Origin of the sequence: Pseudomonas chlororaphis subsp. aurantiaca (assembly GCF_013466605.1) — a bacterium.
GTDB lineage: Bacteria > Pseudomonadota > Gammaproteobacteria > Pseudomonadales > Pseudomonadaceae > Aquipseudomonas > Aquipseudomonas chlororaphis_I.
In genome coordinates this window covers 5827001-5851249 of sequence record NZ_CP059162.1, presented here as the reverse complement: position 1 = coordinate 5851249, position 24249 = coordinate 5827001, and the positions used below count along the sequence as shown (strand labels likewise).

Genomic DNA, 24249 nt, shown 5'->3' with positions numbered 1-24249 from the left:
TCGCGGAGATGCCGGATGCGTGTGCTATTGATCCTGAGTGTGTTGCTGCTGGGCGCCTGCCAGGGCGTGCCGGTCATGCCTGAACTTCCGGTCCAGGCTGAGAGCGAGGCGATTCAGGATCTGCGCACTGGAAAAGTCCTGACTCCAGAGGAGCTGGTCGTTCGTCTGTCCCGGGCGCCGCGGGTGATTGTCGGCGAACAGCATGACCACCCCGAACATCATGCCTTGCAGTTGTGGTTGTTGCGGGCGATAGCGACCCAGCGTGCGCAAGGCAGCCTGCTGTTGGAGATGCTCACGCCGGACCAGCAACCACGGGTCGATTCGCTCCGTCAACACCGGGCGACGCAGGGCTTGCCCGAGGATCTGCCTAGCGCGCTGGCCTGGTCGCCGGGTTGGGACTGGGCGCTGTACGGACCTATCGTGCGTTATGCGTTATTCCAGCCTTATCCGTTGCTGGCCGCGAATCTGGACAGCTCCGAAGTTCGCACTATCTATCGTCAGGCACCGGCCTTGAGTGGCGAGCGCTCGAATGCCGTGTCGGTGCGCAACGAGCTGTTGCAGCAAGTCCGTGACTCCCATTGTGGGCTGCTGCCCGAAAGCCAGATGCCGGCGATGTTGGCGGTTCAGCAGCAGCGTGACCGACGCATGGCCGAGCGCTTGCTGGTTGCACCGACGCCGGCGCTGCTTTTTGCCGGGGCCTTCCATGCGCGCAAGGATGTCGGAGTGCCGGTTCATCTGCAGGACCTCGATGCATCGAACGGCACCCTGGTGCTGATGCTGGCGCAGAAGGGCACGCAGGTATCGGCGCAAAGCGCGGATTATGTGTGGTACAGCGCGCGGCTGCCGGAGAAGGATTACTGCGCCGAGATGCGCCAGTAGGCGGATGGCTTTTTTCAGGCAAAAAAAGACCCGGCAAGAGCCGGGTCAAATAACCGTGATTAGCCTGATGAGGAGATAATCTGAGAGTCCGAACCACTGGTCTTCCAGGTTATCGACTGATCTCGCGACCAGTTGTGATAATCATAACGATTCTCATTTCCAAGTCAACAAGGTTTTTCCTGTTTCTGCGAATTCTGCCAAACGCTCGTTTGGATTGCCTGTAAACATTGAACTTTAAAGGTTGGCGCTCAGACTGTGCAGGCGGCTGACTTCCTTGTTCAACAGGTCGATCCGCCGCGCCATGCTTTCGATCAGGCTATGGGCGATACGTGGATTGCTCTGGGTCAGGCTGAGAAACTGGCTCTTGGGGATCAGCATCAGGGTGCATGGCTCGCTGGCAATCACGCTGGCGTTGCGTTTCTCCCCGGTGAAAATGGCCATCGCACCAAAGATCTCGTCCTTGGGCACGTCTCCGACCTTGTGTCCGTCGACAAAGGCTTCTGCGTGCCCTTCGATAATGACGAACACATGATCGGCGTCATCGCCCTGGCGGATCAGCACCTCGCCCTTGGCCACGCGTTGAAAACCGTTGCTGTTGCGCAACTCGGGCTGCTTGATGCGGGCAACGGCATCGGAGAGCAGGGCGGTTTGTCCGATCAGGTACTGCAGAAACAGTTCGGAACGCTGTTCGTCGGCATACAGATGCTGGAACACCGCGGAGCGTTGATAGGGGATCAGGCTCAACGGCTGCTCGCTGCTGAGTTGCCAGCGCGGCAGGTCTGCTCCTCGACGTAGCCCGAGCAGATCGCCTTCATGCAGATAAAACAGTGGGCGCTCATCAATGCTGGCTTGTACCTGGCCGCTTTCGAGCAGGAACAGCTGGCTGTCGGCAAGGCTGCTGGAGAGGTCCTTGGAAGGGGCCACTTCCATTACGTCGCCGGACGGCAGCAGGCCTTCCAGCAGGCGCGGCGGGATGCTCTGCAGCCGATTGATCAAGGCGTCGGCGTAAGCCGGTTGCTCCCCCAGTAGATACATAAAAAGCCTGCCAGGTCAGTTCTTGTGGCGTGAAGAAATGGCGTCCAGCTGTTTATTGAGTGCTTCCTTGCGTTCTGCCGGAATGTCATTCCAGTGCACATCCATCAGTGCGCCTTCGATGGCGTACAGCAGCACCTTCGAGGCTCGAAAACCTCGGGTCCGCACGGCCCGATAGGCATCCACCGCCCCCAGGCGGCGCAAGTCCGAAGCGCTATGGATGCCCACCGCATGCAGCCATTGTGCCGACGTCTTGCCAAGGTTCTTAAGGTGTTGCAATTCATCATTCATCAAGCCTCCTTGCGACGGCCGAATGGTGCGTGGGCAAGTCTCAAAGGAGTGTAGCGTTCAGTAGGAAAAGCGCTGTTCTTTGGTCGGCTTTGGCGCAAAAGCTTCTAAGGCGACAGAGGAAAGTACGTCAGAAGCAGAGGGAGGGGAGGGAAGGACGCAGGCCAAGTCCAGCGTAAGGCAGAGAGCGCCGGACCTTGGAGCAAAAGCGGCGATTACTTGGTGCGATAGCGCAGGCGAGTGCCGAAATTGACGGACATCAGGATTTCATCGGCGGTCAGTTCGGGCGGAAAGTAGGCGCCGGAGATCTGCGCATGGGCCAGGCTGGCGCCTTCCATGGCGGAATTGCGCAGGTCGAGGCCGCGCAGGTCGGCAGAGCGGAAGTAGGCGTCGGTGAAGTCGATGCCGTCAGCGTTCAGTTCACGTAGGTCGAGCCCACGAAAATCGCCGCCGCGCATGTCGACAGTCTGGTCTTTCGGGCGCTCCCGGTTAAAACCGTCGATGTCGTCTTTGTGCAGCAAAGCGTAAAGGGGGGTGTCGAGAAGTTTGGGCTGACTCATGGGGCGTCACCTGCTGGAATTATGACGCCATTATAGTGCCACTATTTTTCAGCCGTGAAGCCTTTGCGGTTTCACGGCTGAAATAGTTGATTACAAACCTGGGAGACGCTGGCGAATATTCGCGACCAGGGCGTCGAGGCTCCCGCTTTCATTGGTCTCGACGCGCTTGCTGCGCAGCACTTCTTCGGCGCTCAGGGCTTCGCGATTGGCTTGCTGCTGGTCGATCACGGCCAGGGTCGCGTCCGATGGGTCGTTGCGATCGGCCTGGCGTTGCGCCAGCCAGCTGGCGATGACGGCCTGCGGGGCGTTGCAGTCGATGATCAGGCAAGGGGTGCCGGTCGCTTCGGCTACCTTGGCCGCGGCATCACGCTGGTCGCGCTTGAGGTAGGTGGCGTCGATGACCACCGGGAAGCCGGCGCGCAGGACGATACCGGCAAGTTCATGCAGGCGGTCATAGGTCGCGGTGTTGGCCTGGGCATTATAAATGCCGACATTCGGATCGTTCTGTACCTGCTGCTCGCCGAACAGGCGTTTGCGCTCGACATCGGAGCGCAGGCGAACGGCGCCCAAAGCTTCCACCAGGCGCATGGCCACATGGCTTTTGCCAACGGCGGAAACGCCAGAAGTAATTGCCAGGAAACGCGATGGAATGGTGCTGTAGCTCTCTGCCAGGTTGGCGTAGTTGCGATACTGGCGCAGGGCCGTGGCGCGCTGCATCGGGCTGGCGTCGGCCGGCATGCTGAACAGGGCGACCTTGGCCCGTACCAGGGCGCGGTAGGCTTTGTAGAAATTCAGCAGCTCCAGGCCCTGATAGTCACCGGTCTGTTCCAGGTACTGGCTGATGAAGCGGCGTGCCAGGCATTTCAGGCCACGGTCTTCCAGGTCCATGGCGAGGAAGCCGGCGTCGGCATAGACATCAGTGAAGCGGAACGGCTCGTTGAACTCGATGCAATCGAAGATCACCACCTTGCCGTCGATGAGCGTGGCGTTACCCAGATGGATGTCGCCGTGGCATTCGCGGATGAAACCCTCGGCCTTGCGCTGGGCGAAGAGTGGCTTGAGGCGTTCGAAGCTGCTTTCGGCCCAGGCTTGCAGGGCTTCAAGTTGCTGCAGGTCGGCCTTGTCGCTGAGGAACGGGCGGATCTGCTCGAAGTTCTGACGCACCGGCGTCATTACGCTTTCCGGGGTGCCGGCTTCATGGGCCGCCGGGACCCGCGGGGCGTCGAGGTGGAACCTGGCAATCTGCCGGGCCATTTCGTCGATGTGCGCGGTGGTCAGTTCGCCATTGGCTTGCAGCGTGCTGAGCAGCTGGCTTTGCGGGAACTGGCGCATTTTCAGCGCGTATTCGATGACCGGGCCGTCACCCGCGATCTGCGGCGCTTCGGCACTGCCGGTAATCGGCAACACCTCCAGATACAAATCATCGGTCAGGCGCTGGTTGAGACGCAGCTCTTCGCCGCAGAAGTGCCCGCGCGCTTCAAGGCCGGTGAAATCGAGAAAGCCGAAGTTGACCGGCTTTTTCAGCTTATAGGCATAGGGACCGGTGAGCAGGACCCAGGAAATATGGGTCTCGATGACCTGGAATCCGTCTACGGGATGCGGGTAGAGGGCCGGGTTTTGCAGGGCGGCGATCAGGGATTGGCTCACAGGCGATCCTTCAGAGTCGGGGAAAATTCAAGGGCGTCATTATGGCCGCTGGCAGGGCTAACGCAAACCTCGGGCGGCTCCTGTTGACTATGAATAAAGTGCGTATAATCCGCCGCCATGACTCGTACTCGATCCCCTCGTTCCGCTAAAAAACGTCCGTCTAGTGGCCTGCGCCCCTGGCTGGGCTGGGCCTTGAAGCTCGGTCTGGTCGCTCTGGTGGTGCTCGCCGGCTTTGCGGTTTATCTCGATGCCGTGGTCCAGGAGAAATTCTCCGGCAAGCGCTGGACCATTCCGGCCAAGGTCTATGCGCGCCCGCTGGAGCTGTTCGTCGGACAGAAGCTCAGCAAGGACGATTTCCTCACCGAACTCGACGCACTTGGCTATCGCCGCGAAAGCGTGGTCAACGGCCCTGGTGCCGCGTCGGTCAGTGGCAATACCGTTGAACTCAATACCCGCGGTTTCCAGTTCTATGAAGGCATGGAACAGGCGCAACCGGTGCGGGTGCGTTTTTCCGGTGACTACGTGGCCGAGCTGGCGGGCAGCAAAGGCTCGAAACTGGCCGTGGTGCGCCTGGAGCCGCTGCTGATCGGCGGCCTGTATCCGAAGAATCTCGAAGACCGGATCCTGATCAAGATCGATCAGGTGCCTCCTTATCTGCTGGAAACCCTGGTAGCGGTCGAGGACCGGGATTTCTACAGCCACTTTGGCGTGTCGCCCAAGTCGATTGCCCGGGCGGTGTGGGTCAACACTTCGTCCGGTGCCATGCGCCAGGGTGGCAGTACCCTGACCCAGCAGTTGGTCAAGAACTTCTACCTGACCAACGAGCGCAGCCTGAGCCGCAAGCTCACCGAAGCGATGATGGCCCTGCTGCTTGAGCTGCATTACGACAAGCGCGAGATCCTTGAGGCGTACCTCAACGAGGTTTTCGTCGGTCAGGACGGCCAGCGTGCGGTGCATGGTTTCGGCCTGGCCAGCCAGTTCTTCTTCAGCCAGCCGCTGGCCGAACTGAAGTTGCATCAGATCGCCTTGCTGGTGGGGATGGTCAAGGGGCCGTCCTATTACAACCCGCGTCGTTATCCGGAGCGTGCGCTGGAGCGGCGTAACCTGGTGCTCGACCTGCTGGCGCAACAGGGTGTGGCGACACCGGAGCAGGTCGAAGCGGCGAAGAAAATGCCCTTGGGCGTGACCAAGCGCGGCAGCCTGGCGGACAGCTCGTTCCCGGGCTTCCTGGACCTGGTGAAGCGTCAACTGCGTGAAGATTACCGCGACGAAGACTTGACCGAGGAAGGCCTGCGGATCTTCACCAGCTTCGACCCGATTCTGCAGATGAAGGCCGAGGCTTCGGTTGGTGACACCTTCAAGCGTCTAGCCGGACGTAAGGGGTCGGATGAGGTCGAAGCGGCGATGGTGGTGACCAACCCGGAAACCGGCGAAGTCCAGGCCATGATCGGCAGCCGCCAGGCCGGTTTTGCCGGTTTCAACCGGGCGCTGGATGCGGTGCGGCCGATCGGCTCCCTGATCAAGCCCGCGGTTTACCTGACGGCGCTGGAGAGACCCAGCCAGTACACCCTGACCAGTTGGCTCTCCGACGAGGCCTTCTCGGTGAAAGGCGGCGACGGGCAAGTGTGGAAGCCCCAGAACTACGACCGTCGTTCCCATGGCACGGTCTTCCTTTATCAGGGGCTGGCCCATTCCTATAACCTGTCGACCGCGCGCCTGGGCCTGGAAGTCGGTGTGCCGAACGTGCTGAAGACCCTGGGACGCCTTGGCGTCACCCGCGAATTCCCGGCGTTCCCTTCGATGCTGCTGGGGGCGGGGGGCTTGAGCCCGATGGAGGTCGCCACCATGTACCAGACCCTGGCCAACGGCGGTTTCAATACCCCGATGCGCGGGATCCGCAGCGTGCTGACCGCCGAAGGCGAGCCGCTGAAGCGTTATCCGTTCCAGATCCAGCAACGTTTCGACCCGGGCTCGATCTACCTGATCCAGAGCGCGATGCAGCGCGTCATGCGCGAAGGTACCGGCAGCTCGGTCTATAACGTGTTGCCGCGCTCCCTGGCGCTGGCGGGCAAGACCGGTACCAGTAACGATTCCCGCGACAGCTGGTTCGCCGGTTTCAGCCAGGATCTGCTGGCGGTGGTCTGGCTGGGGCGTGATGACAACGGCAAGACACCGTTCACCGGCGCCACTGGCGCGTTGCAGGTCTGGACCAGTTTCATGCGCAAGGCCGATCCGCTGCCATTGGATATGCCGCAACCGGATAATGTGGTGCAGGCCTGGGTCGACTCGCGGACCGGGCAAGGCTCCGATGCCAACTGTCCGGGGGCCGTACAGATGCCGTATATTCGTGGCAGTGAACCTCCTCCCGGCCCGGCATGCGGTGGCGAAAGCCCGGCGTCCGGCGAGTCGGTGATGGATTGGGTCAAGGGCTGGATGAATTAAGCGAAGAGGGTTTGACGTGAACAAGTGGTGGATTCCAGCTATTACAGCTCTGGCTTTGCTCAATGGTTGCGCCAGCGTGCAGCGTGGCTCGATTCCGGTGGTGGACTCCGGTACCGCCGTGTCCAACAGCGAGCGCATTTCGGCCAATGGCGGCTTTCGTCAGACGACCATCAAGCGTCCGGCGCAAGCCCAGACTCAAAGTATTCCGCAGGATTCGGGCGTGGTGGTGATGGTGCCGGGCGGGGCTGCGGCCACTGCCGCGCCAATCAGCAGCGCGCCGATTACCCCGGGCCCGATCACCCCTGGGCCTATCGATACCTCGCCGATCCAGTCCGCGCCGATCAATCAGGGCAGCTACAGCCTGCCGCCGACGCCGAGCGGAGTGCCTTCGGCCAGCTCCGGCGGACTGTCCGCCGATGAGCAACTGGATGGTCCAGTGCTGGCGCTGTTGACTACGGCTCAGCAGCAACAGGCGAGTGGCGATCTGAACGGCGCTTCCTCCAGCCTCGAGCGCGCCCAGCGTGTAGCCCCGCGTGAGCCGCAGGTGCTGTATCGCCTGGCCCAGGTGCGCATGGCCCAGGGCGATGCGGCGCAGGCTGAACAGTTTGCCCGTCGCGGCCTGAGCTTCGCCAACGGTCGTCCGGACCTGCAGGCCAGCCTGTGGGCATTGATCGCCCAGGCGCGCGAGAAACAGGGCGATGCCGCCGGTGCCGCTCAGGCCCGGCAGAAAGCCAAGGTGTCTCTGTGATGGATGCGCGTTTTCCAAAGATCGCCGAGCAGTTGCTGTTGATCGAGCGTGAGCTGCGATTGCAGGGTTTGTGGGATGAAACCCCGCCGAGCACCGAGGCCCTGGCCAGTGTCGAGCCGTTTGCCGTGGACACACTGGAGTTCGAGCAATGGCTGCAGTGGATCTTCCTGCCGCGGATGAAGGCGATTCTCGAGCAAGACCTGCCGCTGCCCAACGCCTCGGGCATCCAGGAAATGGCCGAAGTGGTATTCGCCGGTCGCTCGATGCAGGGCCGGGACCGTCAGTTGCAGATCCTGCTCAAAGAGTTCGACCAGTTGATCGTCGCCACCCGCTAAACCCTCTGCAACCGCTGCCTAGCGGCAGTGGTTGTCTATCGCCTTCTGCGTTTCCACGATGCGCTGCTGACGTTGTTCCTCGGTCAGGCGGCGCGTTCCCCCCTCTGTGTTCTCGCTCAGGCGCGGGTTGTTCTGTAACTGTGCCAGGCTGCCCCGTGCCTGTGTGCAAAAACGCTTGCGCTCGGCTTCCTGCCTGGCGAGCTGTTGCTTGTCCTGGTTGTCCACGACCTGTTGCTGGGTGTCCGGCTTGTCGGATGGCGGCGTACGGGGCGTACCTTTCGGGTTTTTCGGCAGGGTGATGGCGGTACTGGCCACGCCTTGGGGTGGCTGGGCGTCGAAATGGGTGACTCCCTGGGCATCGACCCATCTGTAAATCTGGCCGGCCTGGCACGGGAGACTCATGGCGAGCAGCAGGCCAGCGGTCATGGCGAAGGTTCGCATTTTTGAATTCCTTATCCAGGATTGCGCAATTGAAGCGCAGACACTCGCGGTTTACAGGTTTTTTCTTGCGTTCTCATGCGCTTAGTTCGAATAAAGCACATTGACGTCTTGACTTGCAGAGGGCGAAACAGAAGAATCCAAAGTCCGCTGTAGAGGGACTGCCAGAAGCAGACCCACTCGGCAGAACATGAGGCGCACATCCGCGCCGACCTGCTACACCCGCAACGCGTTACCTCGCGCTGGGTGGGAAAACCCCGCAACACTTGGGGCACTCCCAATACTTGCTCAGTCAGTGCTGACGTAGTCGGCGACCACCGTCGCTCATGCTCTGCTGAGAAGTAAACCTATTAAGACCCGTCCCCTTTCAAGAGGGCGGTATTCTGGCGTTTTAGAGGTGAACAACGTGGAGCTTTTATCTGGCGGTGAGATGCTCGTCCGCTTTTTGCGTGACGAAGGCGTCAAATATATCTATGGGTACCCAGGTGGTGCTCTCCTTCATGTTTACGATGCCCTGTTCAAAGAACCGGAAGTGACCCACATCCTGGTTCGTCACGAGCAAGCGGCTACCCATATGGCTGACGGCTACGCCCGTGCCACCGGCAAGGCCGGCGTGGTACTGGTGACTTCCGGCCCTGGCGCGACCAATGCCATCACCGGTATCGCCACTGCCTATATGGACTCCATTCCAATGGTGATCATTTCCGGTCAGGTGCCTAGCACCATGGTCGGTACCGACGCGTTCCAGGAAACCGACATGATCGGTATCTCCCGGCCGATCGTGAAGCACAGCTTCATGATCAAGCACGCTTCGGAAATCCCGGAGGTCATGAAGAAGGCGTTCTACCTGGCGCAATCCGGTCGTCCGGGTCCAGTCGTGGTCGATGTCCCTAAGGACATGACCAATCCGGCTGAAAAGTTCGAATACGTTTTCCCTAAAAAAGCGAAGCTGCGCTCCTACAGCCCGGCTGTGCGCGGTCACTCCGGGCAAATCCGCAAGGCGGCAGAAATGCTGCTGGCGGCCAAGCGTCCCGTGCTGTACGCAGGCGGCGGCGTGATCCTCGGTGGCGGCTCCGCGCCGCTGACCGAGCTGGCACAAATGCTCAACCTGCCGGTCACCAATACCCTGATGGGCTTGGGTGCCTACCCTGGCACCGATCGTCAGTTCGTCGGCATGCTTGGCATGCACGGCAGCTACACCGCCAACCTGACCATGCACCATGCCGATGTGATCCTGGCAGTCGGCGCGCGTTTCGACGACCGTGTCATCAACGGCCCGGCGAAATTCTGCCCGAACGCCAAGATCATCCATGTCGACATCGACCCGGCGTCCATCTCCAAGACCATCAAGGCAGACGTGCCGATCGTGGGTCCGGTAGAGAGCGTCCTGACCGAAATGGTCGCGGCCCTCAAGGAAATCGGCGAAGCCCCGAACAAGGACACCGTCGCCAGCTGGTGGAAGCAGATCGAGGAGTGGCGCGGTGATCGTGGCCTGTTCCCTTACGACAAGGGCGACGGCAGCAGCATCAAGCCGCAGACCGTGATCGAGACCCTCTGCGAAGTGACCAAGGGCGACGCCTATGTGACCTCCGACGTGGGCCAGCACCAGATGTTCGCGGCGCAGTACTACCGGTTCAACAAGCCCAATCGCTGGATCAACTCCGGTGGCCTGGGCACGATGGGCTTCGGTTTCCCTGCGGCCATGGGCGTCAAGTTGAGTTTCCCTGATGCTGACGTTGCCTGTGTAACGGGCGAGGGCAGTATCCAGATGAACATTCAGGAACTGTCGACCTGCCTGCAGTACGACCTGCCGGTCAAGATCATCAACCTGAACAACGGTGCGCTGGGTATGGTGCGTCAGTGGCAGGATATGAACTACGGTAGCCGTCACTCGCATTCCTACATGGAATCGCTGCCTGATTTCGTCAAGCTGGCCGAGGCCTATGGGCACGTGGGCATTCGCGTCACGGACCTGAAGGATCTGAAGCCGAAGATGGAAGAGGCGTTCGCCATGAAAGATCGTCTGGTCTTCCTCGACATTCAGGTCGATACCAGCGAGCACGTCTACCCGATGCAGATCAAAGACGGCTCCATGCGCGATATGTGGCTGAGCAAGACGGAGCGTACTTAATCATGCGGCACATTATCTCCTTGCTTCTGGAAAACGAACCGGGCGCTTTGTCTCGTGTGGTTGGCCTGTTTTCGCAGCGCAACTACAACATCGAAAGCCTGACCGTGGCTCCGACCGAAGACCCGACCCTGTCGCGTCTGACGCTGACCACCGTGGGGCACGATGAAATCATCGAGCAGATCACCAAGAACCTGAACAAGCTGGTTGAAGTGGTCAAGCTGGTCGACCTGTCGGAAAGCGCTCACATCGAACGCGAGCTGATGCTGGTCAAGGTCAAGGCCACCGGCGCCCAGCGCGCCGAGGTCAAGCGCACCACAGATATTTACCGTGGGCAGATCGTCGATGTCAGTGCCAGCGTGTATACCGTTCAATTGACCGGTACCAGCGACAAGCTCGACAGTTTCATCCAGTCGATCGGCACCGCTTCGATTCTGGAAACCGTACGCAGTGGCGTCACCGGCATTGCCCGTGGCGATAAAGTACTCAGCATCTAACTCAAATTAGCGAACGGCCTGAACGGCCTGATATAGGGGAAATTCATGAAAGTTTTCTACGATAAAGACTGCGACCTCTCGATCATCCAGGGCAAGAAAGTCGCCATCATCGGTTATGGTTCCCAGGGCCACGCTCAAGCGTGCAATCTGAAAGACTCCGGCGTCGACGTTACCGTTGGCCTGCGTAAAGGCTCGGCTACCGTTGCCAAGGCTGAAGCCCATGGCCTGAAAGTGACCGACGTTGCCACGGCTGTTGCCGGCGCCGACCTGGTCATGATCCTGACCCCGGATGAGTTCCAGTCCCAGCTGTACAAGAACGAAATCGAGCCGAACATCAAGAAGGGCGCCACCCTGGCCTTCTCCCACGGCTTCGCGATCCACTACAACCAGGTCGTTCCGCGTGCCGACCTCGATGTGATCATGATCGCGCCGAAGGCCCCGGGCCACACCGTGCGTTCCGAGTTCGTCAAGGGCGGCGGTATCCCTGACCTGATCGCTGTCTACCAGGACGCTTCCGGCAACGCCAAGAACGTTGCTCTGTCCTACGCCGCTGGCGTGGGCGGCGGCCGTACCGGCATCATCGAAACCACCTTCAAGGACGAAACTGAAACCGACCTGTTCGGCGAGCAGGCTGTTCTGTGTGGCGGTACCGTCGAGCTGGTCAAGGCTGGTTTCGAAACCCTGGTCGAAGCTGGCTACGCGCCAGAAATGGCCTACTTCGAATGCCTGCACGAACTGAAGCTGATCGTTGACCTCATGTACGAAGGCGGTATCGCCAACATGAACTACTCGATCTCCAACAACGCCGAATACGGCGAGTACGTGACCGGCCCTGAAGTGATCAACGCCGAATCCCGTCAGGCCATGCGCAACGCCCTGAAGCGCATCCAGGACGGCGAATACGCCAAGATGTTCATCAGCGAAGGTGCTACCGGCTACCCATCGATGACCGCCAAGCGTCGTAACAACGCCGCTCACGGTATCGAAATCATCGGTGAGCAACTGCGCTCGATGATGCCGTGGATCGGTGCCAACAAAATCGTCGACAAAGCCAAGAACTAAGTTCGAGTCTTGTCAGGGAAAACGCGGCCTAGGCCGCGTTTTTTCGTTTGGATAGACAGGTTCTGGTATAAAGCTGGATCCTTTGTGGTCCAATCATGACCCTGGGTATCGTCGAAACTTTTCACACCGTTGCAAGGTAATGTCCATGAGCGAACGTCCCGAAGAGCCAAACCAGGCCTCTGACGCCGAAAGCCTGCTACCCGTCGATGAGCATGTCGAAGAAGGGCATGACGCTGAAGGCCGTAAAGTCCGGCATCGTGGTATCTATCTGCTGCCGAATCTTTTCACCACCGCGAACCTGTTCGCCGGTTTCTACTCGATCATCAATTCCATGAGTGCCCAGAGCGCGTTGAGCGCCGGTGACGCGGCAGGAGCGAGCAAGTATTTCGCGTTCGCGGCCATCGCGATCTTTGTCGCCATGGTGCTCGATGGCCTGGACGGGCGCGTAGCCCGCATGACCAATACCCAGAGCGCTTTTGGCGCCGAGTATGACTCGCTGTCCGACATGGTTGCCTTCGGCGTTGCGCCTGCCTTGCTGGCATTCGGTTGGGCGCTGGGCGACATGGGCAAGGTCGGCTGGATGGTCGCCTTCATCTATGTAGCTGGTGCGGCGTTGCGTCTGGCTCGTTTCAACACCCAGGTGGGTACTGCCGACAAGCGTTACTTCATTGGCCTGGCCAGTCCGGCTGCGGCGGGTGTGGTGGCCGGTATTGTCTGGGCATTCAGCGATTACGGTATCCAGGGTTCGAAGATGTCGTTCCTGGTGGCGCTGATGGTAGCGGCGGCCGGCATGCTGATGGTCAGTAATATCAAGTACAACAGCTTCAAGGAGCTGGATCTGAAGGGGCGTGTACCTTTCGTGGCGATCCTCGCCGTGGTTCTGGTGTTCGCCGTTGTTTTCAGCGATCCACCGCGGATTCTGCTGCTGGTTTTCCTCGCCTACGCAGCCTCTGGCCCGATTCAGTACTTGTTGCATCTTCGTCGGCGCAAAACGTTGCCTTAATGTAATTTCCCCCATACTCCGCAGTCTATTGGTGCATCAGTCCTCCAATGCTGCGGAGTTGCCATGTTGATCAAAGTCCCCAAGTCGTCTGACTGCAAAGAGTCGGACGTCACGCCTGAATCCCTTTACATCTCTCGCCGTAGCCTGTTGGGTGGGGCCATTGCCGGTTTGGCCGCCAGTGCGCTGCCGCGCTGGGCCAGTGCCGAAGATGCGGGACGCTATCCGGATGTCGAGCCTGGCAAGGCACCGTCATGGTTTGCGCAAAAATTGCCAGCGACCAAATGGCAGGCGGTCAACGTCAAGGATGAGGCGATTACCCCGTTCAAGGATGCCACCCACTACAACAACTTCTATGAGTTCGGTGCCGACAAGGGCGACCCGGCTGCCAATGCCGGCGCGCTGAAAACCGAACCCTGGAGCGTGGTGGTGGACGGGGAGGTGGGTAAACCAGGGCGTTATGCGCTGGAAGGCTTCATGAAGCCTTATCAGTTGGAAGAGCGGATCTACCGGCTGCGTTGTGTCGAGGCCTGGTCCATGGTGATTCCCTGGATCGGTTTCCCGGTTTCCGAACTGCTCAAGCAGGTCGAGCCAACTTCGAAGGCTAAATACATCCGCTTCGAAACCCTTCAGGACCCTAAAAGCATGCCCGGTCAGCGTTCGGGGTTTGCCCTGATCGACTGGCCTTATGTAGAAGGCTTGCGCTTGGATGAAGCGATGCATCCCTTGGCGATTATGGCCGTGGGGATGTATGGCCGCGAACTGCCCAACCAGAACGGTGCACCGTTGCGTTTGGTAGTGCCCTGGAAGTACGGCTTCAAGAGCATCAAGTCCATCGTACGCATCAGTCTGGTGGAGGAGCAGCCGAAAACCACCTGGCAAAGCATCGCTGCCAATGAGTACGGCTTTTACGCGAACGTGAATCCTACGGTTGATCACCCCCGCTGGACTCAGGCTCGCGAGCGTCGGCTGCCCAGTGGCCTGTTCAGCCCCAATGTGCGTGAGACGCAGATGTTCAACGGCTACGCAGATGAAGTCGCTTCTTTATATACCGGCCTGGATCTGCGGAAGAATTACTGATGCGCTATCCACTCTGGCGCCTTGGCGTCTTTATCGTTGCGGCTATCTGGCCTTTGCTCTGGTTGTACCAGGCTTGGGCCTCCGCTCTCGGGCCCGATCCGGGGAAAGTGCTGGTTGATCGTCTGGGGTTGGGGACGCTGATCTTTTTGTTGATCACCCTGAGCATGACCCCCCTGCAGAAACTGACGGGGTGGGCGGGATGGATCGCGGTACGACGACAGCTCGGTTTGTGGTGCTTTGCTTATGTGGTGCTGCATTTAAGTGCCTACGCCGTATTTATCCTCGGGCTTGACTGGTCACAGCTGGGAGTGGAGTTGCGTAAGCGGCCTTACATTATTGTAGGAAGCCTGGGGTTCCTCGGGTTGTTGGCCTTGGCGGTGACTTCCAATAGATACAGTCAGCGTCGCCTGGGCAGTCGTTGGAAGAAATTGCATCGGTTGGTCTACGTCATTCTTGGGCTGGGTTTACTGCATATGCTCTGGATTGTTCGGGCCGATCTTAAAGAGTGGGCTATCTATGCTTCTATCGGCGCATTGTTATTACTGTTGCGGTTACCGCCAGTGACGCGCCGAATCCCTCGATTACTGGTGAAAAAACCATCTTCTGCAACAAAAGCGTAATTAGGGGTTGACGGCAGATTCTGGGAGTCTATAATTCGCCCCACTTCCGGCGCAGTCGAAACGGAAAACTCCTTGAGATTCAATGAGTTACGCAGTTTTCGACAGCGGTTGCGCTTCAGTTCATCGAAGCCCGAAGGAGTTGATAAGGTGTCTTGTTTTCGCCTTATTGACGGTTCGATCTTCTCGGTCGAAAGCGGAGAAAAAGAGGTGTTGACAGCAGTGTGTAACGCTGTAGAATTCGCCTCCCGCTGACGAGAGATCGGAAGCGCAAGTGGTTGAAGTTGCAAAGGAAACTTTGAAAACTTCTTAAAATAACCGCTTGACAGATACAGGGGCTGCTGTAGAATGCGCGCCTCGGTTGAGACGAAAGACTTAGCCAACCGCTCTTTAACAACTGAATCAAGCAATTCGTGTGGGTGCTTGTGGAGTCAGACTGATAGTCAAAAAGATTATCAGCATCACAAGTTACTCCGCGAGAAATCAAAGATGTAACCAACGATTGCTGAGCCAAGTTTAGGGTTTTCTCAAAACCCAAAGATGTTTGAACTGAAGAGTTTGATCATGGCTCAGATTGAACGCTGGCGGCAGGCCTAACACATGCAAGTCGAGCGGTAGAGAGAAGCTTGCTTCTCTTGAGAGCGGCGGACGGGTGAGTAATGCCTAGGAATCTGCCTGGTAGTGGGGGATAACGTCCGGAAACGGACGCTAATACCGCATACGTCCTACGGGAGAAAGCAGGGGACCTTCGGGCCTTGCGCTATCAGATGAGCCTAGGTCGGATTAGCTAGTTGGTGAGGTAATGGCTCACCAAGGCGACGATCCGTAACTGGTCTGAGAGGATGATCAGTCACACTGGAACTGAGACACGGTCCAGACTCCTACGGGAGGCAGCAGTGGGGAATATTGGACAATGGGCGAAAGCCTGATCCAGCCATGCCGCGTGTGTGAAGAAGGTCTTCGGATTGTAAAGCACTTTAAGTTGGGAGGAAGGGTACTTACCTAATACGTGAGTATTTTGACGTTACCGACAGAATAAGCACCGGCTAACTCTGTGCCAGCAGCCGCGGTAATACAGAGGGTGCAAGCGTTAATCGGAATTACTGGGCGTAAAGCGCGCGTAGGTGGTTCGTTAAGTTGGATGTGAAATCCCCGGGCTCAACCTGGGAACTGCATCCAAAACTGGCGAGCTAGAGTATGGTAGAGGGTGGTGGAATTTCCTGTGTAGCGGTGAAATGCGTAGATATAGGAAGGAACACCAGTGGCGAAGGCGACCACCTGGACTGATACTGACACTGAGGTGCGAAAGCGTGGGGAGCAAACAGGATTAGATACCCTGGTAGTCCACGCCGTAAACGATGTCAACTAGCCGTTGGGAGCCTTGAGCTCTTAGTGGCGCAGCTAACGCATTAAGTTGACCGCCTGGGGAGTACGGCCGCAAGGTTAAAACTCAAATGAATTGACGGGGGCCCGCACAAGCGGTGGAGCATGTGGTTTAATTCGAAGCAACGCGAAGAACCTTACCAGGCCTTGACATCCAATGAACTTTCCAGAGATGGATTGGTGCCTTCGGGAACATTGAGACAGGTGCTGCATGGCTGTCGTCAGCTCGTGTCGTGAGATGTTGGGTTAAGTCCCGTAACGAGCGCAACCCTTGTCCTTAGTTACCAGCACGTTATGGTGGGCACTCTAAGGAGACTGCCGGTGACAAACCGGAGGAAGGTGGGGATGACGTCAAGTCATCATGGCCCTTACGGCCTGGGCTACACACGTGCTACAATGGTCGGTACAGAGGGTTGCCAAGCCGCGAGGTGGAGCTAATCCCATAAAACCGATCGTAGTCCGGATCGCAGTCTGCAACTCGACTGCGTGAAGTCGGAATCGCTAGTAATCGCGAATCAGAATGTCGCGGTGAATACGTTCCCGGGCCTTGTACACACCGCCCGTCACACCATGGGAGTGGGTTGCACCAGAAGTAGCTAGTCTAACCTTCGGGAGGACGGTTACCACGGTGTGATTCATGACTGGGGTGAAGTCGTAACAAGGTAGCCGTAGGGGAACCTGCGGCTGGATCACCTCCTTAATCGACGACATCAGCTGCTTCATAAGCTCCCACACGAATTGCTTGATTCATTGAAGAAGACGATTGGGTCTGTAGCTCAGTTGGTTAGAGCGCACCCCTGATAAGGGTGAGGTCGGCAGTTCGAATCTGCCCAGACCCACCAATTACTGGTGCACCCTGTAGCGATACGGGGCCATAGCTCAGCTGGGAGAGCGCCTGCCTTGCACGCAGGAGGTCAGCGGTTCGATCCCGCTTGGCTCCACCATTACAGATTGGTGTCCATCGTTTAAAGCTTAGAAATGAGCATTCCGCTAAAGTGGCGATGAATGTTGATTTCTGATCTTTATCAGAATCGTTCTTTAAAAATTTGGGTATGTGATAGAAAGATAGACTGGATAGCACTTTCACTGGTGTTTATTCAGGCTAAGGTAAAATTTGTGAGTTTAATCGCGAATTTTCGGCGAATGTCGTCTTCACAGTATAACCAGATTGCTTGGGGTTATATGGTCAAGTGAAGAAGCGCATACGGTGGATGCCTTGGCAGTCAGAGGCGATGAAAGACGTGGTAGCCTGCGAAAAGCTTCGGGGAGTCGGCAAACAGACTTTGATCCGGAGATGTCTGAATGGGGGAACCCAGCCATCATAAGATGGTTATCTTGTACTGAATACATAGGTGCAAGAGGCGAACCAGGGGAACTGAAACATCTAAGTACCCTGAGGAAAAGAAATCAACCGAGATTCCCTTAGTAGTGGCGAGCGAACGGGGACTAGCCCTTAAGTGGCTTTGAGATTAGCGGAACGCTCTGGAAAGTGCGGCCATAGTGGGTGATAGCCCTGTACGCGAAAGTCTCTTAGTCATGAAATCGAGTAGGACGGAGCACGAGAAACTTTGTCTGAATATGGGGGGACCATCCTCCAAGGCTAAATACTACTGACTGACCGATAGTGAACTAGTACCGTGAGGGAAAGGCGAAAAGAACCCCGGAGAGGGGAGTGAAATAGATCCTGAAACCGTATGCGTACAAGCAGTGGGAGCAGACTTTGTTCTGTGACTGCGTACCTTTTGTATAATGGGTCAGCGACTTATATTCAGTGGCGAGCTTAACCGAATAGGGGAGGCGTAGCGAAAGCGAGTCTTAATAGGGCGTTTAGTCGCTGGGTATAGACCCGAAACCGGGCGATCTATCCATGGGCAGGTTGAAGGTTAGGTAACACTGACTGGAGGACCGAACCGACTACCGTTGAAAAGTTAGCGGATGACCTGTGGATCGGAGTGAAAGGCTAATCAAGCTCGGAGATAGCTGGTTCTCCTCGAAAGCTATTTAGGTAGCGCCTCATGTATCACTGTAGGGGGTAGAGCACTGTTTCGGCTAGGGGGTCATCCCGACTTACCAAACCGATGCAAACTCCGAATACCTACAAGTGCCGAGCATGGGAGACACACGGCGGGTGCTAACGTCCGTCGTGAAAAGGGAAACAACCCAGACCGTCAGCTAAGGTCCCAAAGTTATGGTTAAGTGGGAAACGATGTGGGAAGGCTTAGACAGCTAGGAGGTTGGCTTAGAAGCAGCCACCCTTTAAAGAAAGCGTAATAGCTCACTAGTCGAGTCGGCCTGCGCGGAAGATGTAACGGGGCTCAAACCATACACCGAAGCTACGGGTATCACGTAAGTGATGCGGTAGAGGAGCGTTCTGTAAGCCTGTGAAGGTGAGTTGAGAAGCTTGCTGGAGGTATCAGAAGTGCGAATGCTGACATGAGTAACGACAATGGGTGTGAAAAACACCCACGCCGAAAGACCAAGGTTTCCTGCGCAACGTTAATCGACGCAGGGTTAGTCGGTCCCTAAGGCGAGGCTGAAAAGCGTAGTCGATGGAAAACAGGTTAATATTCCTGTACTTCTAGTTATTGCGATGGAGGGACGGAGAAGGCTAGGCCAGCTTGGCGTTGGTTGTCCAAGTTTAAGGTGGTAGGCTGGAATCTTAGGTAAATCCGGGGTTCTAAGGCCGAGAGCTGATGACGAGTTACCTTTCAGGTGACGAAGTGGTTGATGCCATGCTTCCAAGAAAAGCTTCTAAGCTTCAGATAACTAGGAACCGTACCCCAAACCGACACAGGTGGTTGGGTAGAGAATACCAAGGCGCTTGAGAGAACTCGGGTGAAGGAACTAGGCAAAATGGCACCGTAACTTCGGGAGAAGGTGCGCCGGTGAGGGTGAAGGACTTGCTCCGTAAGCCCATGCCGGTCGAAGATACCAGGCCGCTGCGACTGTTTATTAAAAACACAGCACTCTGCAAACACGAAAGTGGACGTATAGGGTGTGACGCCTGCCCGGTGCCGGAAGGTTAATTGATGGGGTTAGCTAACGCGAAGCTCTTGATCGAAGCCCCGGTAAACGGCGGCCGTAACTATAACGGTCCTAAGGTAGCGAAATTCCTTGTCGGGTAAGTTCCGACCTGCACGAATGGCGTAACGATGGCGGCGCTGTCTCCACCCGAGACTCAGTGAAATTGAAATCGCTGTGAAGATGCAGTGTATCCGCGGCTAGACGGAAAGACCCCGTGAACCTTTACTATAGCTTTGCACTGGACTTTGAATTTGCTTGTGTAGGATAGGTGGGAGGCTTTGAAGCGTGGACGCCAGTTCGCGTGGAGCCATCCTTGAAATACCACCCTGGCAACTTTGAGGTTCTAACTCAGATCCGTCATCCGGATCGAGGACAGTGTATGGTGGGTAGTTTGACTGGGGCGGTCTCCTCCTAAAGAGTAACGGAGGAGTACGAAGGTGCGCTCAGACCGGTCGGAAATCGGTCGTAGAGTATAAAGGCAAAAGCGCGCTTGACTGCGAGACAGACACGTCGAGCAGGTACGAAAGTAGGTCTTAGTGATCCGGTGGTTCTGTATGGAAGGGCCATCGCTCAACGGATAAAAGGTACTCCGGGGATAACAGGCTGATACCGCCCAAGAGTTCATATCGACGGCGGTGTTTGGCACCTCGATGTCGGCTCATCACATCCTGGGGCTGAAGCCGGTCCCAAGGGTATGGCTGTTCGCCATTTAAAGTGGTACGCGAGCTGGGTTTAGAACGTCGTGAGACAGTTCGGTCCCTATCTGCCGTGGACGTTTGAGATTTGAGAGGGGCTGCTCCTAGTACGAGAGGACCGGAGTGGACGAACCTCTGGTGTTCCGGTTGTCACGCCAGTGGCATTGCCGGGTAGCTATGTTCGGAAAAGATAACCGCTGAAAGCATCTAAGCGGGAAACTTGCCTCAAGATGAGATCTCACTGGAACCTTGAGTTCCCTAAAGGGCCGTCGAAGACTACGACGTTGATAGGTTGGGTGTGTAAGCGCTGTGAGGCGTTGAGCTAACCAATACTAATTGCCCGTGAGGCTTGACCATATAACACCCAAGCAATTTGCTTAAGAGCGAATTGCGGTGTGTGAAGACGAAACGAACCGAAAGTTCGAGAAAACACACAAAGCTATTACATACCCAATTTGCTGAAACGTCGAAAGACGAGTCGGCACACCGAATTTCTTGACGACCATAGAGCATTGGAACCACCTGATCCCATCCCGAACTCAGAAGTGAAACGATGCATCGCCGATGGTAGTGTGGGGTTTCCCCATGTGAGAGTAGGTCATCGTCAAGATTAAATTCCGAAACCCCAATTGCGAAAGCAGTTGGGGTTTTGTCTTTGGCGCACAGAAAACGCTTCTTATCTCCAAACAATTTTGCACAGTTATTTTCGGGACGGACCTCTAGAATAGCTCCACGCCTTTTCAGAGCCAGAGCCTTGTATGTCAGATACGGTTGACGCCCCCGGGCTGTCGGAGTTGCCGCTGGATGACCTGGTGGCCTGCCACGAATGCGACTTGCTGATGCGCAAGCCAGAGCTGGCCCACGGAGAAAAAGCCCAGTGCCCCCGCTGTGGTTACGAGCTATACGCACACCGCCATAACGTCGTGGATCGCAGCCTGGCATTGGTTATTGCCGCGCTACTGCTCTATGTCCCCGCGAACTTTTTACCCATCATGCAGCTCAATCTACTCGGACAGTCCTCGGAGGACACCGTGTGGAGCGGCGTCGTCGGTTTGTTCAATACCGATATGCAAGGCGTGGCTGTGGTGGTGTTTCTCTGCAGCATGGGCATTCCACTGCTCAAGCTGGTCTGCCAGCTGCTCGTGCTCCTGAGCATTCGCCTGGACATAGGTCGCAGTTACGGCCTGCTGCTGTACCGCATTTATCACCACTTGCGGGACTGGGGCATGCTCGAGGTCTACCTGATGGGCGTATTGGTCGCCATCGTCAAGCTGGCGGACCTGGCTGCCATGACGGTCGGCCTGGGGCTGGTGTGTTTTGTCAGCTTGTTATTGGTCCAGGTATGGCTGGAGGTCGTCATGTCGCCCCATCAGATATGGGATGCCTTGGCCGGGGAGGATGGGCATGAGGGCAATTGATGCGGGCATTCTGGTTTGTAACGAATGCCATGAGTTGAACAGGCAGGAACCCGATACGGATGAGCAGACCTGCACCCGCTGCGGGGCCCTGGTGCATGCTCGTCGCCCCAACAGCATCATGCGCACCTGGGCGCTGCTGATTACCGCGGCGATCCTGTATATCCCTGCCAATGTGCTGCCGATCATGACGGTGACATCGCTGGGCCAGGGTGATCCCAGCACCATCATGTCGGGGGTGATCGTACTGGTGCAGCACGGCATGATCCCGATTGCCGCAGTGGTGTTCATCGCCAGTATCCTGGTGCCAACTTTCAAGCTGGTGGGGATTGCCCTGTTACTGTTTTCGGTCCAGCGCCACCAGCCGTTATCGGCGCAACAACGTATTTTGATGTACCGCTTTATCGAGTTCATCGGCCGCTGGTCGATGCTGGATATCTTTGTGATCGCCATCCTGGTGGCGGTGGTGAACTTCGGCAGGCTTGCCAGTATCGAGGCCAATCTTGGTGCAGTAGCCTTTGCCAGCGTGGTGATTCTGACGATGCTCGCCGCAGTAACTTTTGATCCCCGACTGATCTGGGATAACACGGAGTCGGACGACGACAATGAGTGACTTGCCTAAAGCTAAAATCCGTCCGGCTTCGAACTGGTCGGCCATCTGGGTCCTGCCCCTGATCGCGTTGCTGATTGGCGGATGGTTGGGCTGGCGTGCCTACAGTCAGACCGGTATCGAGATCCAGGTGCGCTTTGAGAACGGCGAGGGCATCCAGGCCAACAAGACCGAGGTGGTCTACAAAGGGATGTCAGTGGGCAAGGTCAAGGCCCTGGCCCTGGATGACGAAGGCAACACCAGAGGGGTGATTGCCACCATCGAGATGAACAAGGACGTCCAGCAATACCTGAAAAGCAACACCCGCTTCTGGCTGGTCAAACCGAGCGTGACCCTGGCCGGGATCACCGGGCTGGAGACGCTGGTTTCGGGTAACTACATCGCCATCAGCCCAGGTGAGGGCGAGCCTGCGCGCAAGTTCAAGGCGCTGCTCGAAGAGCCGCCGCTATCGGACGCCAAGCCGGGCCTGCACTTGACCATCAAGGCGGATCGCCTGGGATCGCTGAACCGTGGCAGCCCGGTGTTCTACAAGCAGATCCAGGTGGGCCAGGTGAAAAGCTACCTGCTCTCCGAAGACCAGAACACGGTCGAGATCAAAGTCTTTATCGAGCCGACCTACGCCAACCTGGTGCGCAAACATACGCGTTTCTGGAACGCCAGCGGCATCAGCATCGACGCCAATCTGTCGGGGGTGAAAGTGCGTAGCGAATCCCTGGCCAGCATCGTCGCCGGCGGTATCGCCTTCGCTACCCCGGAGAATCGCCGAGACAGCCCGCCTACCGACCCGAGCCTGCCGTTCCGTCTCTACGAAGACTTCGACGCGGCGCAGGCGGGCATCCGGGTCAAGGTCAAACTGAGTGACTTCGAAGGGCTCCAGGCAGGCCGCACGCCAGTCATGTACAAGGGGATCCAGGTCGGTAACCTGAAGGCCCTCAAGGTCGACCCCGATCTTTCCAGCGCCACGGCAGAGCTGACCCTGGACCCCTTGGCCGAGGATTACCTGGTGCAAGGTACCCAGTTCTGGGTGGTCAAGCCTTCGATCTCCCTGGCGGGTATCACCGGTCTGGAAGCCCTGGTCAAAGGCAACTACATCGCGGTGCGCCCAGGTGACAAGGGCGGCGCCCCGCAACGCGAATTCGAGGCGCGGCCCAAGGCGCCGCCGCTGGACCTGCGCTCCCCCGGCCTGCACCTGGTGCTGTTCACCGAAAACCTCGGTTCGCTGGAGGTGGGCAGCCCGATTCTGTACAAGCAGGTCAAAGTCGGCTCGGTGCAGAGCTACCAATTCTCGCGGACCCGCAAGCAGTTGGTCATCGGCGTGCACATCGAGAAGGAATACGAAGGGTTGGTGAACGGTTCGACGCGCTTCTGGAACGCCAGCGGCGTCACCTTGACCGGTGGCCTGACCGGCGGCATCCAGGTCAAGAGCGAGTCGCTGCAAAGCCTGATGGCCGGTGGTATCGCCTTCGACACGCCGGAACCCAATGTGCCGCTGAAAAAGCGCATCCCGCGTTTCCGCCTGTATGCCGACAAGGAGCAGGCGACGCAGAAGGGCACGCTGATCAGCATCAAGGTCGATCGCGCCGATGGCCTGCGCTCGGGCACGCCTATCCGCTTCAAGGGGCTGGATGTCGGCAAGGTCGAAGACGTCGACCTGAGCGGCGACCTGCAGTCGGTGCTGCTCAAGGCCCGGATCACTGAGGTGCCGGAGCGTATCGCGCGGGTCGGCAGCCAGTTCTGGGTGGTCAAGCCGGAGCTTGGGTTGATCAAGACCGCCAACCTGGAAACCCTGGTGACCGGGCAGTACATCGAAGTACAGCCGGCGGCGAAGAACCTCGGCGCGCAAACCAGCTTTGTCGCCTTGCCCCAGCCACCGGAAGCCGCGGTCGCCGAGGTCGGCCTGAGCCTGGTGCTGAGCGCGGCGCGGCGTGGCTCGCTGAAGGTCGGCGTGCCGGTGACCTACCGTGAAGTGACAGTGGGCAAGGTCACGGGCTACGAGCTGGGCCAGACCGCCGATCGCGTCCTGATCCATATCCTGATCGAGCCGAAGTATGCGCCGCTGGTGCGTGGCGGCACGCGCTTCTGGAACAGCAGCGGGTTCGGTATCGACATCGGCCTGTTCAAGGGCGCAACGGTTCGCACCGAGTCGCTGGAGACCCTGATCCAGGGCGGTATCGCCTTTGCCACGCCGGATGGCGAGCGCATGGGCAGCCCGGCGCGGCCGGAGCAGACCTTCCCGTTGTTCGACAAATTCGAGGACGAGTGGCTGACCTGGGCGCCGAAAATTCCATTGGCTAAGTAGCCCTGGTAGAAGCCTTGCCCGCGATGGCGATCTGACAGATGCACCGCTATCGCGGGCAAGCCGGATCGCC

Annotated in this window: 18 protein-coding genes, 2 tRNA genes and 3 rRNA genes; 18 read left to right on the top strand and 5 right to left on the bottom strand. The window is 57.9% G+C overall.

Going from position 1 to position 24249, the window contains the following annotated elements; translation table 11 throughout:
• The first annotated feature begins 15 nt into the window (after window positions 1-15).
• A complete protein-coding gene (locus H0I86_RS26735; protein ID WP_180922787.1) occupies window positions 16-879 on the top strand; it encodes a ChaN family lipoprotein in 864 nt (287 codons plus the stop codon).
• 234 nt (window positions 880-1113) lie between these two features.
• On the opposite strand, the gene H0I86_RS26730 is transcribed toward H0I86_RS26735, so the two are convergent.
• The 4 genes from H0I86_RS26730 to H0I86_RS26715 all read right to left on the bottom strand — a co-directional run bounded on the left by H0I86_RS26730 (window position 1114) and on the right by H0I86_RS26715 (window position 4406).
• Window positions 1114-1914 (bottom strand): Crp/Fnr family transcriptional regulator, encoded by an 801-nt coding sequence (locus H0I86_RS26730; RefSeq protein ID WP_180922786.1) that lies wholly within the window; start codon window positions 1912-1914, stop codon window positions 1114-1116.
• 15 nt (window positions 1915-1929) lie between these two features.
• Window positions 1930-2202, bottom strand: coding sequence for a TfoX/Sxy family protein (locus H0I86_RS26725; protein WP_009050884.1), 273 nt, complete (start codon window positions 2200-2202; stop codon window positions 1930-1932).
• A 212-nt stretch (window positions 2203-2414) separates the two neighbouring features.
• Window positions 2415-2759 (bottom strand): pentapeptide repeat-containing protein, encoded by a 345-nt coding sequence (locus tag H0I86_RS26720; protein WP_009050883.1) that lies wholly within the window; start codon window positions 2757-2759, stop codon window positions 2415-2417.
• A 90-nt stretch (window positions 2760-2849) separates the two neighbouring features.
• Complete coding sequence (locus H0I86_RS26715; RefSeq protein ID WP_180922785.1) at window positions 2850-4406, bottom strand: bifunctional aminoglycoside phosphotransferase/ATP-binding protein; 1557 nt, start codon at window positions 4404-4406, stop codon at window positions 2850-2852.
• A gap of 117 nt (window positions 4407-4523) precedes the next feature.
• Here H0I86_RS26715 and mrcB point away from each other — a divergent pair, with 117 nt between their 5' ends.
• The 3 genes from mrcB to H0I86_RS26700 are packed head-to-tail and all read left to right on the top strand — an operon-like array spanning window position 4524 to window position 7931.
• A complete protein-coding gene (mrcB, locus tag H0I86_RS26710) occupies window positions 4524-6848 on the top strand; it encodes a penicillin-binding protein 1B (protein WP_180922784.1) in 2325 nt (774 codons plus the stop codon).
• Window positions 6849-6864: 16 nt separating this feature from the next.
• A complete protein-coding gene (locus H0I86_RS26705) occupies window positions 6865-7596 on the top strand; it encodes a tetratricopeptide repeat protein (RefSeq protein ID WP_016703656.1) in 732 nt (243 codons plus the stop codon).
• Window positions 7596-7931: a YqcC family protein gene (locus H0I86_RS26700; RefSeq protein WP_180922783.1), complete on the top strand. Its 336-nt coding sequence runs from the start codon at window positions 7596-7598 to the stop codon at window positions 7929-7931. The genes H0I86_RS26705 and H0I86_RS26700 overlap by 1 nt, the downstream gene beginning before the upstream one ends.
• A gap of 18 nt (window positions 7932-7949) precedes the next feature.
• Here H0I86_RS26700 and H0I86_RS26695 read toward each other — a convergent pair whose 3' ends face one another.
• Window positions 7950-8372 carry a DUF4124 domain-containing protein gene (locus H0I86_RS26695; protein WP_180922782.1) on the bottom strand — a complete coding sequence of 141 codons (423 nt, stop codon included), beginning with the start codon at window positions 8370-8372 and terminating at the stop codon, window positions 7950-7952.
• Between the two features lie 403 nt (window positions 8373-8775).
• On the opposite strand from H0I86_RS26695, the gene H0I86_RS26690 reads away from it, so the two are divergent.
• From H0I86_RS26690 to H0I86_RS26625, 14 genes are all read left to right on the top strand, one after another.
• A complete protein-coding gene (locus tag H0I86_RS26690) occupies window positions 8776-10500 on the top strand; it encodes an acetolactate synthase 3 large subunit (RefSeq protein ID WP_180922781.1) in 1725 nt (574 codons plus the stop codon).
• Between the two features lie 2 nt (window positions 10501-10502).
• A complete protein-coding gene (gene ilvN, locus H0I86_RS26685; protein WP_007924620.1) occupies window positions 10503-10994 on the top strand; it encodes an acetolactate synthase small subunit in 492 nt (163 codons plus the stop codon).
• A 45-nt stretch (window positions 10995-11039) separates the two neighbouring features.
• On the top strand, window positions 11040-12056 hold the full coding sequence (ilvC, locus tag H0I86_RS26680; RefSeq protein ID WP_180922780.1) for a ketol-acid reductoisomerase: 1017 nt from the start codon (window positions 11040-11042) through the stop codon (window positions 12054-12056).
• A 145-nt stretch (window positions 12057-12201) separates the two neighbouring features.
• Window positions 12202-13059 carry a CDP-diacylglycerol--serine O-phosphatidyltransferase gene (gene pssA, locus H0I86_RS26675; RefSeq protein ID WP_180922779.1) on the top strand — a complete coding sequence of 286 codons (858 nt, stop codon included), beginning with the start codon at window positions 12202-12204 and terminating at the stop codon, window positions 13057-13059.
• A gap of 63 nt (window positions 13060-13122) precedes the next feature.
• Window positions 13123-14136 (top strand): protein-methionine-sulfoxide reductase catalytic subunit MsrP, encoded by a 1014-nt coding sequence (gene msrP / locus H0I86_RS26670; protein ID WP_180922778.1) that lies wholly within the window; start codon window positions 13123-13125, stop codon window positions 14134-14136.
• Complete coding sequence (gene msrQ / locus H0I86_RS26665; RefSeq protein ID WP_180922777.1) at window positions 14136-14756, top strand: protein-methionine-sulfoxide reductase heme-binding subunit MsrQ; 621 nt, start codon at window positions 14136-14138, stop codon at window positions 14754-14756. Before msrP ends, msrQ begins: the two co-directional genes overlap by 1 nt.
• Window positions 14757-15299: 543 nt before the next feature.
• Window positions 15300-16836, top strand: a 16S ribosomal RNA gene (locus tag H0I86_RS26660).
• 65 nt (window positions 16837-16901) lie between these two features.
• A tRNA-Ile gene (locus H0I86_RS26655) sits at window positions 16902-16978 on the top strand.
• Window positions 16979-17004: 26 nt separating this feature from the next.
• Window positions 17005-17080: transfer RNA gene (locus tag H0I86_RS26650), tRNA-Ala, on the top strand.
• 240 nt (window positions 17081-17320) lie between these two features.
• A 23S ribosomal RNA gene (locus tag H0I86_RS26645) occupies window positions 17321-20212 on the top strand.
• Between the two features lie 137 nt (window positions 20213-20349).
• A 5S ribosomal RNA gene (gene rrf, locus H0I86_RS26640) occupies window positions 20350-20465 on the top strand.
• The 16S, 23S and 5S rRNA genes sit together here with 2 tRNA genes alongside, the layout of an rRNA operon.
• 148 nt (window positions 20466-20613) lie before the next feature.
• The gene (locus tag H0I86_RS26635; protein WP_180922776.1) at window positions 20614-21273 is read left to right on the top strand and encodes a paraquat-inducible protein A; all 660 of its coding nucleotides are present in this window, start codon (window positions 20614-20616) and stop codon (window positions 21271-21273) included.
• Complete coding sequence (locus tag H0I86_RS26630; protein WP_180922775.1) at window positions 21260-21883, top strand: paraquat-inducible protein A; 624 nt, start codon at window positions 21260-21262, stop codon at window positions 21881-21883. Before H0I86_RS26635 ends, H0I86_RS26630 begins: the two co-directional genes overlap by 14 nt.
• Window positions 21876-24179, top strand: a complete 2304-nt coding sequence (locus H0I86_RS26625) for a PqiB family protein (RefSeq protein WP_180922774.1) — start codon at window positions 21876-21878, stop codon at window positions 24177-24179. The genes H0I86_RS26630 and H0I86_RS26625 overlap by 8 nt, the downstream gene beginning before the upstream one ends.
• The last annotated feature ends 70 nt before the right edge of the window (window positions 24180-24249 follow it).